General features: G+C 61.8%; 13 protein-coding genes and 1 pseudogene. 6 read left to right on the forward strand and 8 right to left on the reverse strand.

Going from position 1 to position 13,787, the window contains the following annotated elements; genetic code table 11:
• Nucleotides 1-3 precede the first annotated feature (3 nt).
• Complete coding sequence (locus ACMGE0_RS04820) at nt 4-1,110, reverse strand: NAD-dependent epimerase/dehydratase family protein (RefSeq protein ID WP_436814733.1); 1,107 nt, start codon at nt 1,108-1,110, stop codon at nt 4-6.
• Between the two features lie 314 nt (nt 1,111-1,424).
• Here ACMGE0_RS04820 and ACMGE0_RS04825 point away from each other — a divergent pair, with 314 nt between their 5' ends.
• A complete protein-coding gene (locus ACMGE0_RS04825) occupies nt 1,425-2,414 on the forward strand; it encodes an MDR/zinc-dependent alcohol dehydrogenase-like family protein (protein WP_436814734.1) in 990 nt (329 codons plus the stop codon).
• Nucleotides 2,411-3,442: a Gfo/Idh/MocA family protein gene (locus ACMGE0_RS04830; protein ID WP_436814735.1), complete on the forward strand. Its 1,032-nt coding sequence runs from the start codon at nt 2,411-2,413 to the stop codon at nt 3,440-3,442. Before ACMGE0_RS04825 ends, ACMGE0_RS04830 begins: the two co-directional genes overlap by 4 nt.
• 13 nt (nt 3,443-3,455) lie before the next feature.
• Here ACMGE0_RS04830 and ACMGE0_RS04835 read toward each other — a convergent pair whose 3' ends face one another.
• Entirely contained in the window at nt 3,456-5,369 is a 1,914-nt protein-coding gene (locus ACMGE0_RS04835; protein WP_436814736.1) for an APC family permease, read from the reverse strand.
• A gap of 182 nt (nt 5,370-5,551) precedes the next feature.
• Here ACMGE0_RS04835 and ACMGE0_RS04840 point away from each other — a divergent pair, with 182 nt between their 5' ends.
• A complete protein-coding gene (locus tag ACMGE0_RS04840; protein WP_436814737.1) occupies nt 5,552-6,055 on the forward strand; it encodes a sigma-70 family RNA polymerase sigma factor in 504 nt (167 codons plus the stop codon).
• Nucleotides 6,056-6,063: 8 nt separating this feature from the next.
• Here the strand turns inward: ACMGE0_RS04840 and ACMGE0_RS04845 are convergent, their stop codons facing one another.
• The gene (locus ACMGE0_RS04845; RefSeq protein WP_436815059.1) at nt 6,064-6,438 is read right to left on the reverse strand and encodes a response regulator; all 375 of its coding nucleotides are present in this window, start codon (nt 6,436-6,438) and stop codon (nt 6,064-6,066) included.
• A 277-nt stretch (nt 6,439-6,715) separates the two neighbouring features.
• Here ACMGE0_RS04845 and ACMGE0_RS04850 point away from each other — a divergent pair, with 277 nt between their 5' ends.
• The gene (locus ACMGE0_RS04850) at nt 6,716-8,683 is read left to right on the forward strand and encodes a protein-L-isoaspartate(D-aspartate) O-methyltransferase (RefSeq protein ID WP_436814738.1); all 1,968 of its coding nucleotides are present in this window, start codon (nt 6,716-6,718) and stop codon (nt 8,681-8,683) included.
• 152 nt (nt 8,684-8,835) lie between these two features.
• Here the strand turns inward: ACMGE0_RS04850 and ACMGE0_RS04855 are convergent, their stop codons facing one another.
• The 5 genes and pseudogenes from ACMGE0_RS04855 to ACMGE0_RS04875 all read right to left on the reverse strand — a co-directional run bounded on the left by ACMGE0_RS04855 (nt 8,836) and on the right by ACMGE0_RS04875 (nt 11,888).
• Nucleotides 8,836-9,030 (reverse strand): hypothetical protein, encoded by a 195-nt coding sequence (locus ACMGE0_RS04855; protein ID WP_436814739.1) that lies wholly within the window; start codon nt 9,028-9,030, stop codon nt 8,836-8,838.
• A 31-nt stretch (nt 9,031-9,061) separates the two neighbouring features.
• Nucleotides 9,062-9,394, reverse strand: coding sequence for a hypothetical protein (locus ACMGE0_RS04860; RefSeq protein ID WP_436815080.1), 333 nt, complete (start codon nt 9,392-9,394; stop codon nt 9,062-9,064).
• 226 nt (nt 9,395-9,620) lie between these two features.
• Nucleotides 9,621-10,046, reverse strand: a complete 426-nt coding sequence (locus ACMGE0_RS04865) for a CBS domain-containing protein (RefSeq protein WP_436814740.1) — start codon at nt 10,044-10,046, stop codon at nt 9,621-9,623.
• 52 nt (nt 10,047-10,098) lie between these two features.
• Nucleotides 10,099-10,582: pseudogene (locus ACMGE0_RS04870) on the reverse strand (YbhB/YbcL family Raf kinase inhibitor-like protein).
• A 244-nt stretch (nt 10,583-10,826) separates the two neighbouring features.
• Nucleotides 10,827-11,888: an AI-2E family transporter gene (locus ACMGE0_RS04875; protein ID WP_436815060.1), complete on the reverse strand. Its 1,062-nt coding sequence runs from the start codon at nt 11,886-11,888 to the stop codon at nt 10,827-10,829.
• A 147-nt stretch (nt 11,889-12,035) separates the two neighbouring features.
• On the opposite strand from ACMGE0_RS04875, the gene ACMGE0_RS04880 reads away from it, so the two are divergent.
• Together ACMGE0_RS04880 and ACMGE0_RS04885 are read left to right on the forward strand one after the other, a co-directional pair.
• Nucleotides 12,036-12,488: an MgtC/SapB family protein gene (locus ACMGE0_RS04880; protein WP_436814741.1), complete on the forward strand. Its 453-nt coding sequence runs from the start codon at nt 12,036-12,038 to the stop codon at nt 12,486-12,488.
• A 109-nt stretch (nt 12,489-12,597) separates the two neighbouring features.
• Nucleotides 12,598-13,785: an acetate/propionate family kinase gene (locus tag ACMGE0_RS04885; protein WP_436814742.1), complete on the forward strand. Its 1,188-nt coding sequence runs from the start codon at nt 12,598-12,600 to the stop codon at nt 13,783-13,785.
• Nucleotides 13,786-13,787: the final 2 nt, after the last annotated feature.

Raw genomic sequence — 13,787 nt, forward strand, 5'->3', positions numbered from 1 at the left:
CACTCATGACACCAGCCCCCGTTCTTCAAGCTGCCGCTTCATTTCCGCGCCCCGATCGATGGCGCCGGTGCTTCTTACCCATTCGGCAAAAGGCTCCAGCGCATTCTCGAGCCGGTATCTCGGCTCGAAGCCGAGAAGCTCGCGCGCTTTGGAAATATCGGCGAAGCAATTGCGGATATCGCCCGAACGGGTCTTGTTCAGGATGTCCGGCGAGATATGCGGGACACCCATTGCCTCGGCGAGCAGGGTCGCCACCTCGGCGATCGTATAGGCCTGCCCGCTGCCGATATTGATCACGTGTCCGGCCGCATCCGGCTTTTCGAGCGCCAGACGGAAGGCGCGGGCGACGTCCCGGACATGCACGAAGTCGCGCCGCTGCTTGCCGTCCTCGAAGATCATCGGCGGCTGGCCGTTCGCGAGCCGGGAAGCGAAATTGGCAAGCACGCCGGTATAGGGATTGGAGAGCGCCTGGCCGGCGCCGAACACGTTGAAGAGCCGCAGCGCCACTGCTTCGACGCCATAGGCTTCGCCGAAGATCAGCACCTGCTTTTCCTGAGCATACTTCGTCAGAGCATAGATCGAAGCGAGGTCGACCGGTTTTTCCTCGTCCGTCGCAACCGGGGTGAGAGCTTCGCCGTCCGGCCCCAGCGGGTCCCATTGGCCTGCCTTGAGGCGCTCGCTCCTGCGGCGGACGAAACCGAGCTGCTCCCCTTCGGACGTCAGGTAGCGCCCCTCACCGTAGACGCTCATTGACGAGGCGACGACGATCCGCTTGACGGGCCGGCCGATCATGGTTTCGAGAAGGACGGCCGTTCCGAGATCGTTGCCGCCCACGTAGCGGGCGATCTCGTACATCGACTGGCCGACGCCGACTTCGGCAGCGAGATGAATGACCCCGTCGATGCCGTCCAACGCCTCTTCGACGGCCGCCTTGTCCCGCACGTCGCCGCGGACGACCTCCGCCGCTTCCGGGACCATGGCGTCCGCATCGCCATGAACCTGGTCGATAAGAGCGTCGAGAATGCGTACGCTGTTGCCTTGTTCGAGAAGTTCTTCCACCACGTGACGGCCGATAAAGCCGCAACCACCAGTAACAAGAATTGTTGCCATTGACTGCCTCGGACTAGAGGAATGAAGGTGACCATGGCCGCCGAACAGGGCTCGGGAACAAAAGTTCCTGCATCAATGACATCTTTGTCTTCTATGACTTCATCAATGACCCCCTCCTCCGCGGGATGGACTCTCCGATGCTGGCTCCTGTTTCGCTCTGCGGAAGATCGCCCATCGGACTGGCCGGGAAGAGATAGAGAGGCAAAGGGCCGGTCGAATTCCGGCATCATCATCGTCTTCCGGAACTCTCGGCGTGGTTTGTAGTTCCAATCCGCGTCGGTCGTGCAAGCCGACACCCAGCAGAGAGGCGGAGCATGAATATCATGGCAAAGGCCCGGACGGGCTTGATGAAGGCTGCTGTCATTACCGGCCCCGGTCGGCTCAGGCTGGAATCCTTGCCCCTGCCCGAACCGGGCCCCGGTCAGGTACGGATCCGATTGGAAGGCTGCGGCGTCTGCGCCTCCAATCTCGTGCCCTGGGCCGGGCCGGAATGGATGAAATTCCCGACCGAACCGGGTGGACTTGGCCATGAAGGCTGGGGCCGTATCGATGCAGTCGGCCCCGACGTCGATAACGTCGCGATCGGCGATCGTGTCGCCGCTCTGAGCTACCATGCCTATGCGACACACGACCTCGCGGATTCCGGCATGGTGGTCCGCTTGCCGGAAGCCCTGGACGGTCAACCGTTTCCGGGCGAACCGCTAGGTTGCGCCATGAACATCTTCAAACGTGCCGATGTCAGCGCCGGCCAGACCGTGGCGATCATCGGCATCGGTTTCCTGGGCGCGCTGCTGACGCAGCTTGCCGCCCGATCCGGAGCCAGGGTCATCGCGATCTCGCGGCGGCCCGTTTCGCTCGAAATCGCAAGAGGGATGGGCGCTGCCGAAACCATTCCCCTCGACGATCACTGGCGCATCATCGAAGAGGTCGGAAAACTGACCGAAGGCCGCCTCTGCGACCGGGTGATCGAGGCCGTCGGCAAGCAGTGGCCGCTCGATCTGGCTGGTGAGCTCACAAGGGAGCGCGGCCGGCTCGTCATCGCCGGGTATCATCAGGACGGTCCGCGGCAGGTTAACATGCAATTGTGGAACTGGCGCGGGCTCGATGTCATCAACGCCCATGAACGGGACCCGGCCATCTATATCCGGGGCATTCGCGAGGCGATCGAAGCGGTTGCCAACGGCCGCCTCGATCCGTCGCCACTATATACGCACAGCTATCCGCTCGATCGGCTCGACAAGGCGCTGAACGATACGCGCGATCGCCCCGGAAACTTCCTCAAGGCCCTGGTGACGTATCCATGAGCGAAGTAATTTCCGAACAGAAGCTTCGCACGGCTGCCAGACCCGTAAAACTTGGATTTCTGGGCGTCGGCTGGATCGGACGCCATCGCATGAACGCGATCCTGGACAGCGGACTGGCGCAGGCGTCGGCGATCGCCGATCCCTCACCGGCCATGGCGGAGGAAGCCAGCAAGCTTGCCCCCGAAGCCCGACTGATGGAGAACCTGGACGAACTGCTCGCCGAGAACCCAGACGGCATGGTGATCGCAACGCCGAGCGCTCAACATGCCGAACAATCGATGAAGGCTTTGAAGGCCGGTGTCGCGGTATTCTGCCAGAAGCCGCTGGGTCGCACTGCCGAAGAAGTCACGGCGGTGGTGGAAGCGGCGAGGGCCGCGAACCGATTGCTCGGCGTCGATCTTTCCTATCGTCAAACTGAGGCCATGCAGCGGATCAGACAGATCATCCGCTCGGGAGAGCTGGGAAAGGTATTTGCCGCCGACCTCACCTTCCACAATGCCTACGGTCCCGACAAGCCCTGGTTCTACGACAAGGCACTCTCCGGCGGCGGATGCGTGATGGACCTTGGCGTGCACCTTATCGATCTTGCGCTGTGGACTCTCGATTTCCCGAAAGTCGTCGAGGTCACAAGCCATCTCATGAGTGGCGGCAGCACGGTTGCCGCCGGAACCGACCAGGTTGAAGATTACGGCGTCGCGACCTTGACCCTCGACAACGGTGCGGTGATCCGCCTCGCCTGCTCCTGGCGGCTGCAGGCCGGCTGCGATGCGGTGATCGAAGCGAACTTCTTCGGCACCGGTGGCAGCGCATCGATGCGCAACGTGAGCGGGTCCTTCTATGATTTCACCGCAGAGCGTTTCCGGGGCACCTCGCGCGAGCTCCTGGCCGAGCCGCCGGACGCATGGGGCGGCCGCGCCGCCACCGCCTGGGCAGCACAGCTTGCGCGCAGCGCGGCCTATGACCCGGCCTGCGAGAGGCTTATCGACACCGCTGACGTCATCGACCGGATCTATGGCAGGCAGGATTAGGTGGAGGGCCTGTTCACCCGGCCTTTCGTCCTTCGCCGTTCCGCCCATTCCCTGACAGCCGCCAAGGCACGGTGGCGACGGTCAGCCGCGGATTGCCGGACCTCAGAAGCCGTGACCGAAGCCGCTCGGCCCTGTTCATGTGGAGCAGCCTCTGCCACCATCTCTCCTTGACGGTTTCCGGAATGAGCACGGTGACTGCCCGCTCGGGCGCGTCGGCATCCAATTTCTCGATCAAGCGCAGCAGTGATTCATGAAGTTGCCGGTAGGGCGACGGAACGAGGATCAAGCGCGGAGGGTTCAGCCCGCGTGCGGCGACCGGCTCCTCGACTTCGGCTTTCCACTGGTCATGCAGTACCTTCTCGTTCTCGTCGGAGTCCGGTCCTCCCAGGCGCACGACATGCACGGCGACGACATCGGGCGAGATCGTCAGGGCGAACTTGATCGCCCGTTCGCTCAGGCGGTTCCACCCCTCGATCACGACAAGGACGGTCGGCGGCTCGGTATCTTCGATCACGATCTGACCCGGCTTCCGCAACTCCGCCTCGAGCGAAACGTAGTAATCCTTGATCGCTTTGAGAAGCAGGATGGTCAGCGGCACCGCGATCAGCGTGATCCAGGCGCCTTCGGTGAACTTCGCGACAAGAATGACGAGCAGCGCGGCACCGGTTGAACAAGCGCCCACCGCATTCATAGCGAACTTTCCGGGATGGCGTTCTGGCTGCCTGCGCCAGTGCATGACCATGCCGGCCTGCGAAATTGTGAAGGTCAGGAAAGCGCCTATCGCAAACAACGGTATCAGCCTTTCCGTGATGCCGCCGAACGAGACAAGCAGGAGGGCAGCAAAGCCGCAAAGGAACAGGATGCCCGCCGTGAAGACCAGCCGTCGCCCCGGTTGGGCGAAAACCTTTGGAAGATACCCGTCTCCCGCGACCATCCGGCAAAGACGGGGAAATCCCACGAAACTCGTATTGGCGGAAAGGCAGAGGATGGAAAGCAGGCTCGCCATCGCAACATAGTAGAAGGCGTTGTAACCGGATACCGCGCCGATCAGCTGGGAAAGAACGCTCTGGTAACCCGCTTCGGTCTGATGCATTGCGCCGATCTCGAAGACGCTCGCAATGGTCGCGATGCCGGCGAGAAGCATTCCCAGAACGGCGACGATAACTGTCAGCGTGACATAGGCATTGCGAAGGACCGGCTCGCGGAAGGACCCAACGCCGTTGGAGACCGCCTCGACCCCTGTCATCGCTGTGCAGCCGCTCGCAAAGGCATGCATCAGCAGCCAGACGGTCGCCTCTCCTGAAACCGGGAGCAGCGGCGGTGGAGCGACCACCGGGGCGGGATCGCCCTCCAGCACGATCCGGATCACGCCGTAGCCTATCACGCCGAGAAAGCAGCAGATGAAAAGATAGGTCGGCAAGGCGAAGAGCCAGCCCGCCTCCCCCGTCCCTCGTAGATTGGCGAGCGTAACGATTGCGACGATCCCGATGCAGAGCGGCAATATGTAGGGATGGAGAACCGGAAGCGCGGAGACGAGCGCACCGACGCCTGCCGAAACCCCTACGGCGACATTCAGCACGTAGTCGATCATCAGGGCGGCAGCGGCCAGAAGACTCGGATATTCGCCGAGATTTTCTCTTGCGACGACATAGGCACCGCCGCTGGTGGGATAGGCCGCCAGCGTCTGGCGGTAGGAAAAATAGAGGATCGCCAGCAACAGGACGATGCAGGCGATCACCGGGCCTATGAAAAAAAGCCCCGCCGCGCCCAAGGGGATAAGCACGGTGAGCGCCGCTTCCGGTCCATAGGAAGAAGAACCGAGCCCGTCCAGCCCCATGGCGGGAACGGCCTCTACCCAGCCTATCTTCTTGTCCTCCTGCTCCCGGTTGGAAAGACGGCGGCCGAACAGAAAGGTGCTGAGGTTCAAGGGGAGCTCCTTGCGCACGGAACATTCGCCAGCATCGAACTGCGGAGGGTACGCAGGGTTCCGTCACAAGAGAAGAACAGCCACCGCTGCCGCCGTCGCCTCCGGGAACGAAACGCGCAACCGCTTGTTCGGCCCATGAAGAAGCTCGTCAAAACTCCTTCTTAACTGCGCGGAGGAATCGCATGTCAGAAGCCCGCTCACGCCGCCGGCTGGAAATCGAGTTGGTGGAGTTGATCCCCGCACTTCGACGATTTGCCGCCCGTTTTTACCGCGCACCGAGCGACGCCGACGATCTCGTCCAGGAAACGCTTTTGAAGGCGATCGCAAATCTCGACAAGTTCCAGGAGGGAACGCATCTGAAGTCCTGGCTCTTCACCATCATGCGCAATTCCTTTTGCACAAGGTTCAGCCTTTCGAAACGGGAACATGTCGGAATAGAAGATAGCCTCGCCAATCGCCCGTCCGTTCAGCCCCTGCAGGAATGGTCGCTACGCGGCCGGGAACTGGAAGAGGCGCTTGTCCGCTTGCCGGATCATTACCGCAGCGCCATCGAACTGGTGTTCATTCAGGGCGTGAGCTACGAGAATGCAGCCGAACGGTGCCACTGCCCGCTCGGCACGATGAAAAGCAGGGTCAACCGGGCGCGCCTCCATCTCGCGCGTGAACTCGGCGAAGACGTGAGTTGAGATTTTCCCTATTGCAACTTCTTGGGGGCATCTTTCCCGAAAAGCGCCAGCGCTATGTTCTCCAGCTCGGCCGGCTTTTCGCAAAATGCGAAACCGGTGAACTTCTTCGGAATGAATGCGGGGTCGTATCCGGTGGCGAAAACGAAGGGGATATCGAGCCTGTCCAGTTCCTCGGCGACCGGAAAGACGAATTGGTCGCCAAGATGCACATCGAGTATCGCGGCGTCGATTTCCACCTGTTTGATGAGCGCGAGGGCCTCCTCCACATGGGCTGCCGGGCCGATGACGGTCGCCCCGAATTGATCCAGTCTGCGACGCGTCTCGTCGGCGAGAAAGTACTCGTCTTCCACAATCAGGATGCGCTTACCCGCAAACATATGCATGTGGGAAGTCCGGTTTGAGGAATGTCCTGATCTGTCCGCTGCCATAACAGCCCTATCCCTGGCCAAAGCGAGAAATCCGCGGCCGGCCTCGGTGTGCTTCCACCACCTGCCGTTGATCGGATGACGGTAACCTTGGGAAGCCTTTAAAGTTTCATCATGCGGCGCGCGACCGCTCGAAAACGCGGTTTGGACAGCAATATCCATCTATTTCCCGATGAAACTTTTCAGCCGGGGCCGAGTTGGGCTGATCATCGAACGCGCTTCCGGAGCGACCGCCATGCACGATTTCGCTTATGCACGCGACCGGATGATTGAAGCCCATGTGGCTCGCCGAGGGATCAGGGATCCAGAGCTTCTCCAGGCACTGCGCGAAGTGCCGCGGGAGGCTTTCGTGGAACCGGGCTTTGAAGAGTTTGCCTACGAGGATTCGCCGCTGACGATCGGCGAAGGGCAGACCATTTCTCAGCCCTATATCGTCGCCCTGATGATCGACAAGGCGGAAATCGAACCTGGCGATGCCGTCCTGGAAATAGGCACCGGTTCCGGATATGCGGCCGCCGTGATGAGCCGGCTTGCCGAACATGTCTATACGGTCGAACGGTATCGCAGCCTCGGCGAGCAGGCCCGGCACCGTTTCAAGCGGCTGGGTTTCGACAACATCGCCGTCCGGATCGGCGATGGCACGAAAGGCTGGCCCGAGGCCGCTCCGTTCGATGCGATCCTCGTTGCGGCCGGAGGGCCTTCCGTTCCGCGGGCGCTCAAGGAACAGCTCGATCTCGGAGGGCACCTCATCATTCCGGTCGGATCGGAAGGCGAGCAGCGGCTCATCCGCGTCACGCGCACGAGCGCCACGACATTCGAGGAAGAAGACCTCGGCGGCGTTCGCTTCGTGCCGTTGATCGGCGAGCAAGGCTGGCATGAGCCGGGTCACGTGGCGAGACCGCGAGAGCGAAGCTTGCCCGAACTGATCGCCGAAGCGGCGGAACCGCTTCCCGCCCTCGACGATCTGGACTTCGGACGGCTCTTCGACCGGTTCGCAAGCCGACGGGCCGTGCTGCTCGGCGAAGCAAGCCACGGCACGTCGGAATTCTACCAGGCCCGCGCGGCGATCACCCGGCGCCTTATCGAGCGGCACGGTTTCAACATCGTCGCAGTGGAGGCCGACTGGCCCGATGCAGCCGCCGTCGACCGTTATGTCCGCGACCGGCCGGGAAAGTTGCTCGAAGCCCCCTTCCGGCGATTTCCGACCTGGATGTGGCGCAACAAGGAGGTTTCCGACTTCATCGGCTGGCTGCGGGAGCACAACCAGAACATTTTCGACGCCGGAAAAAGGGCCGGCTTTTATGGGCTCGATATCTACAACATGAGCGGCTCGATCGCCGCGGTACTCGCCTATCTCGACGAGGCCGATCCGCAGGCCGCGGAGGTCGCGCGGCAACGGTACGGCTGCCTGACGCCCTGGCAGAACGAACCTTCCACCTATGGACGCGCCGTGCTGACGGAGGGCCACGGAGAATGCGAAAAGGCAGTCGTCGCCCAATGCCGGGATCTGCTGGCGCGCCAGCTTGACCGTTCGCTTCGGGACGGCGAGGAGCTGTTCGATGCCGCCCAGAATGCACGGCTGATCGCATCGGCCGAGCGCTACTATCGCATCATGTATTACGGAGGTTCTCAATCCTGGAATCTCCGCGATACCCATATGTTCGAAACGCTGGAGCAACTTCTGAAGGCTCGCGGCCGGGGTTCCAAGGCGGTCGTCTGGGCCCATAATTCCCACATCGGCGACGCCCGTCAGACGGACATGGGCACCGCACGCGACGAGATCAACATCGGCCAGCTCTGCCGCCAGCGCTTCGGCAACGAGGCTGCATTGATCGGTTTCGGCACCCATGAGGGAGAGGTCGCCGCCGCAGACGATTGGGATGGGGAGATGCAGGTGAAGACCGTGCGCCCGGCATTGGACGGTAGTTACGAGCAGCTCATGCATGAGGCGGGGCCGGAACGTTTCCTCCTCGACATGCCGAGACATCCGCTGGTGGAACAGCGCCTATTGGAGCCGCGGCTTGAACGCTTCATCGGTGTGATATACCGCCCGGAGACGGAGCGCCTCAGCCATTACATGTATGCTTCCCTGCCGCGCCAGTTCGATGCCTTCGTCTGGTTCGACAGGACAAACCCGGTTGCGCCGCTGCTGCCGGAACATGTGCAGGAGGGCGCGCCGGAAACCTATCCTTTCGGATTGTAGCCGAACCTTTCACCCGAAACCGAGATCTCGGTCAGTTGCCGGATTGGTTTGGCGGATTGGCATCGGGCGGAAGCATGTCCGGCCGGATCACCCGCAACTTGCCGGTGTCCGGAGCGGGTTCGACCATCTCGCTGTCGCCGACGCCCGGCGCTTCAGCACGCCGTTGCAATCGTCGAGCTTTTGGAAAGGTTCCGCTCGCCGGTTTCGGGTGCTTCCTGCTGACGGTTTTCCGGTTCGGTGGGGACGGCGCATTTCTCCGGCAAAGGGGTCTGTACCGCCACATCCTTCACAGGAAGGAATGCAGCCATCAGCGATGCCATCGCAAACAATGCACCAGCCGGCTTCACGCATGTCTTCGTCATGTCGATTGCACCTGGCTTACCCGAACGCGATCTCCTCTGCCGTACGGGCAATATCCTGACGGCGGTGGTTTTTCGTTCGCCCCTTTGCCGCCAGGATAAGGTCCAGTTCGGCGGCGGAGGCGCCGAACCTTTCGATCAGCCGCGCTGCTTCCTGTTCGCTGATGCCGTAGGTCGCTGCGAGCTCATGGCACGTATACTTGGCCGGTTCGTCGGTTTCGTCGGGATTGGGATTGGGTTCCTCGTCGGGCAGCCGGTCCGGCTCCGGCTCCTCGATCGGCGGGATCGGGGTTGCCGGCGGAGGCACGGGCGGCTGCGGGTTCGGAACAGGTTCGGTAGGCGGTTGTTGCATTGCTTTTTTTCTCACTTTCAAAACGTCAACTGAGGAGCCGCGCGATAGTTCCGATATCTTTCCGGTCTGCCCCGGTCCAAAAGGTCGCACCTGCCGAAGCCCATCGCCCGTTCGGTTCGGTCGGGATGTTGGAAAGGTGCGGATAGTCGAAAGAGGATGCCCGAATGCCCGTGAAGAATGGAGCCGGCGGCGGCCGCCGGCTCCATTCCTGCTTCCGTGTTCGCTTTTATTGCGCGTGAGCGCCGCCGGGGCGTGCGATTTTCTTCAGCCCCGCGCCGGCCGCGGCGGTTTCGGTAAGCGCCGCATCACCGAGCGATATCACGCCCGTCAGACGCTTGTCGCGATTGACCACGGGAAGCCGGCGAACCTGGACCTGTCCCATATTGCGGGCGACATCATCGACATCGTCGTCCTCGAAGCAATATTTGACGTCGCGCGTCATCACCTCGCGAACCTTGGCGTCGCCTGCCAGGCCATCGGCCAGCCCCCGCACCACCATATCCCTATCGGTGATGGCTCCGACCAGGCGATCGCCGTCGCCGACCGGCATGAAACCGATCTGCTGATCGGCCATTTTCCTGGCGATCTCAGCGATAGTCTGCTGAGGGTTGGCGATCTGCACGTCGCGCGACATGATCTCCGATACTTTCATGGTTCATCCTCCTTTGCTGTGCCGGATGTTTCCCGGATGTTTCCCGGATGTTTCAATGCACTTCGAAGGTTCCGGTCAGCGATGTTTCCGAAAGCGCGTGCTTGCGCGCCTCCTGCCACATGGTTTCGATGCCGGCCGAATCCGGCACGGTCAGTTTCGGAACGTCGAGCGCTGCAAGCCGAAAATGGTAGTGATGGGTTCCATGGCCCCTCGGGGGTTGCGGTCCGTCATACCGGGCGTTGCCGAAGTCATTGCCGGGCGTTGCCGAAGTCATTGCGGGAGAAACGCGGGCCGCCCGGCGCCGTGTCGGCGCTCTCGGAAAGCTCGCTCCAGCCCGCGGGAATGTTGAACACTCCGCAATGGCGGAAGGTGCCGCTCGGAGCATCGGGATCCTCGACGATCAATGCCAGGCTCTTCGCTTCCTGAGGAATGCCGCTCCATTTCAGCGGCGGCATCAGGTTTTCTCCAAGGCGGGTGTATTTCTCCGGCATCGGCTCGCCTTCGGCAAATGCCGGACTTATCAACGTCATGCCCATTGTCCAGGTCCTCTGTTTTCGGCTGCCTGCAACCGAAAGCCGCCGGTCAGGTCTCAATGCGGCTTGCTGGGATCCGGCCAAAGCTCCTGGATCTCCTTCGGCAGGCTCTCCCGGACCTTCCGCACCCAGCGTCTTATCGAAGACGGCAAGACCCGAAGCACTCATGGCTTCACCTCCATGATCATGTTCGTGTCCCTCTCGAACTGAGCAGTCGGATCTTGGTTCCACGGTTGCCGGAGGTATTTCAGCCGGCATCCGTCGGCCCGCCGCCGCCCTGCTCTTCGACAAAGATGCCCCAGGCCGCCATGAAAAGGGCCGCGATCAATGGCCCTATGACGAAGCCGTTGATTCCGATGAGCGAAATCCCGCCTATCGTCGAGATGAGAACGACGTAGTCGGGCAATCTGGTTTCCTTCCCCACCAGGGGCGGCCTGAGCAGGTTGTCAACAAGACCGATGACCAGAACACCGATCATCACGAGAATGAGCGCCTTGATCCAGAACCCGGTGAGCGCGAGGTAGATTGCGGTGGGCACCCAGATCAGCGCGGCCCCTACCGCCGGCAGCAATGAGAGAAAGCTCATGAGAACGCCCCAGAGCAGAGCGGGCTCCACCCCGAGAGCCCAGAAGGCAACGCCGCCGATCGATCCCTGCAGGATCGCGATGATGATATTGCCCCTGACGGTCGCCCGAACGACGGAGGTGAATTTAGACGTGAATTGGAGCGTGTGGGCGTCGCTCAGCGGCAGGGCGTTGCGGACGATCCGAGCCAGGAAGCGCCCGTCCCGGAACAGGAAAAACAACAGGTAGAGCATGACGCCGAAGGTGACGAAGAACTGCAGCGTGTTCTGGCCGAAGCTCAGAGCGCGTCCGGCGAAGAAGCCTCCGCCTTGCACGAGCGACGACGAGATGCGGTCCCGCAGTTCCTGAAAGCCGTTCGTCTCCAGCGCCTGAAGCCTTTCTTGCAGGAACAGCGGCAAGGCGGCCTGCAACTGCTGGAGAAGCCGCCGGACATCGATCTCACCATTGTCGATGCGTTGATAGAGATGATTGCCCTGTTGGACGAGCGAGCTGAGGATGATCAGCCCCGGAATGATGACGAGGCAAAGGCAGATCAGGACGGAGAGCGCCGCGGCGGTATTCCGGCGCCCGTGCAGGCCCGTTTCCAGCCTTGCATGAAGGGGAAAGAAGATGATCGCGAAAACGACGGCCCAGAATATCGCCGAATAGAAGGGCAGGACGACGGCGATGAACGCGATGGTCACCAGAATCAGAAGCACATAGAAGCTGATACGCTGGATAATCATGCGGGCCACCGAACTGGATCCTATTTCCTGAAACCAAAATAGCAGATCAAGGTTCGATGGTGATTGCCAAAAGTGGCGGCGGCCCCTGGCATCAGGGAAGCATGACGGCAGACTCTATGACCGCTATAACTGGAAAAGGGGAGAGAAATGTCACCTGAGGACATCGTTTTTCGACTGGGTATTGCCAGTCTTGCCGGAACGCTGCTCGGGCTGGACCGCGAAATGCGGGGGATCGCCGCGGGTATAAGGACCCATGCTCTCGTGGCGCTCAGCGCGGCGGTCATCACCGTCTCCGCGATGATGATCTATGACGACCTCAGCCTGCGGGGAGCGACGAATGTCGATCCGCTGCGGGTTGTTCAAGGCCTGGCGCAGGCGGTCGGCTTCATAGCCGCTGGCGCGATCTTCTTTTCCAAGGGCAACGTTCACAACCTGACATCCGCCGCGAATATCTGGCTCGCGGCAGCGATAGGGATTGCGGCGGGCGCCGGCCAGACCTTCTTGTTGATCGTGGGGGTCGCGTTCGGTGCAATTATCGTGACGGTCGTTCGCCTTGTCGCACACTTCATCCCAGGAAGCACGAAGTCCGACAACGAATGACGTATCCAGCACGGACACCGCCGAACCGGGTTTACGCGGAAACGAACAGCCCTAAATGGCGAGAGGCCGGAAGATCGGCGCCAGCGCGGATACGCATCGTGGAGCGAACATGCCTGCCGACCAAGTCTGCCTGACCTTCAACGCCGGATCGTCAACCCTCAAGATCGGTATTTTCGATATTAGAGGCGACCGGGCAGAGCCGATCGGCAAGGGCAAGATCGATTTCGGGAAAGCCGGCGTCGTGTTTCGCTATGCGATCGGCAACGAGACATTCGACCGCAAATTGTCCGGCGATCACGAAGCGGGCTTCGGCGAAGTCGTGGAAGAAACGCTCGACAGCCTGCTCCCCCACCTTGCGGGCAAAACGCTGGAAATCGCCGCCCATCGCGTCGTCCATGGCGGGCTGCGCTTCCGGGAGGCAGCGCGCCTGGACGCCGGCGTCATCCGTCAAATCGAGGGCATGGTGCCCCTGGCTCCGCTGCATCAGCCGCAGGCCCTGAAGGTGATCCATGCCCTGAGAGAGCTTCGGCCCGATCTCCCGCAGACGGCCTCCTTCGATACGGCGTTTCACGCCACGCAACAGGAGATCGTCCGCCGTCTCGCCATCCCGCGGGAATTGCACGATGCCGGCCTGCGCCGATACGGCTTCCACGGCCTCTCCTACAAATTCATTGCCGGAAAGCTTCAGGAAATCTATCCGAACACCGCAGCGGCAAAAGTGGTTGCTGCACATCTCGGAAGCGGCGCCAGCCTCTGCGCCCTGGAAGGCGGCGCCAGCCGCGATTGCAGCATGGGTTTTTCGGCTCTCGACGGCATTCCCATGGCGACGCGTCCCGGCTGGCTCGATCCCGGCGCCATCCTCTATCTTCTGCGCGAGCGGAGGTCGGAGGTCGGCGACATCGAGAACTTCCTCTACCATCGATGCGGCCTTCTCGGCGTTTCCGGCATCAGCGGCGATACGCGCGAGCTTCTGCAAAGCGCGGCCCCTGAAGCTGCCGAGGCGATCGATCTCTTCTGCTTCCGCATCGCCGGCGAGATCGGCCGCATGGCGGTGACCCTCGGCGGCCTCGATGCCGTGGTCTTCACGGCGGGCGTCGGCGAAAACCAGCCGGAGGTGCGGCGGCGCGTCTGCGCTCATCTCAAATGGACGGGGCTGGAGCTGGACGAGACCCGCAACGGGGCCGGCGAGACGGTGATCAGCACTCCATTGAGCAGGATCAAGGCATTCATCATTCCCACGGACGAGGAACAGGTGCTTGCAAACGAAGCCCTGCCCTTTCTCGGCAATCCCAGTTGAAG

The sequence above is a fragment of the Neorhizobium descurainiae genome (genome assembly GCF_051400715.1).
Lineage (GTDB): Bacteria > Pseudomonadota > Alphaproteobacteria > Rhizobiales > Rhizobiaceae > Neorhizobium.

Coding starts and splice junctions, on each gene's coding strand:
- ACMGE0_RS04820 (WP_436814733.1), bottom strand. CDS start 1,110: ATGGCAACAATTCTTGTTACTGGTGGTTGCGGCTTTATCGGCCGTCAC.
- ACMGE0_RS04825 (WP_436814734.1), top strand. CDS start 1,425: ATGAATATCATGGCAAAGGCCCGGACGGGCTTGATGAAGGCTGCTGTC.
- ACMGE0_RS04830 (WP_436814735.1), top strand. CDS start 2,411: ATGAGCGAAGTAATTTCCGAACAGAAGCTTCGCACGGCTGCCAGACCC.
- ACMGE0_RS04840 (WP_436814737.1), top strand. CDS start 5,552: ATGTCAGAAGCCCGCTCACGCCGCCGGCTGGAAATCGAGTTGGTGGAG.
- ACMGE0_RS04845 (WP_436815059.1), bottom strand. CDS start 6,438: ATGCATATGTTTGCGGGTAAGCGCATCCTGATTGTGGAAGACGAGTAC.
- ACMGE0_RS04850 (WP_436814738.1), top strand. CDS start 6,716: ATGCACGATTTCGCTTATGCACGCGACCGGATGATTGAAGCCCATGTG.
- ACMGE0_RS04860 (WP_436815080.1), bottom strand. CDS start 9,394: ATGCAACAACCGCCTACCGAACCTGTTCCGAACCCGCAGCCGCCCGTG.
- ACMGE0_RS04865 (WP_436814740.1), bottom strand. CDS start 10,046: ATGAAAGTATCGGAGATCATGTCGCGCGACGTGCAGATCGCCAACCCT.
- ACMGE0_RS04875 (WP_436815060.1), bottom strand. CDS start 11,888: ATGATTATCCAGCGTATCAGCTTCTATGTGCTTCTGATTCTGGTGACC.
- ACMGE0_RS04880 (WP_436814741.1), top strand. CDS start 12,036: ATGTCACCTGAGGACATCGTTTTTCGACTGGGTATTGCCAGTCTTGCC.
- ACMGE0_RS04885 (WP_436814742.1), top strand. CDS start 12,598: ATGCCTGCCGACCAAGTCTGCCTGACCTTCAACGCCGGATCGTCAACC.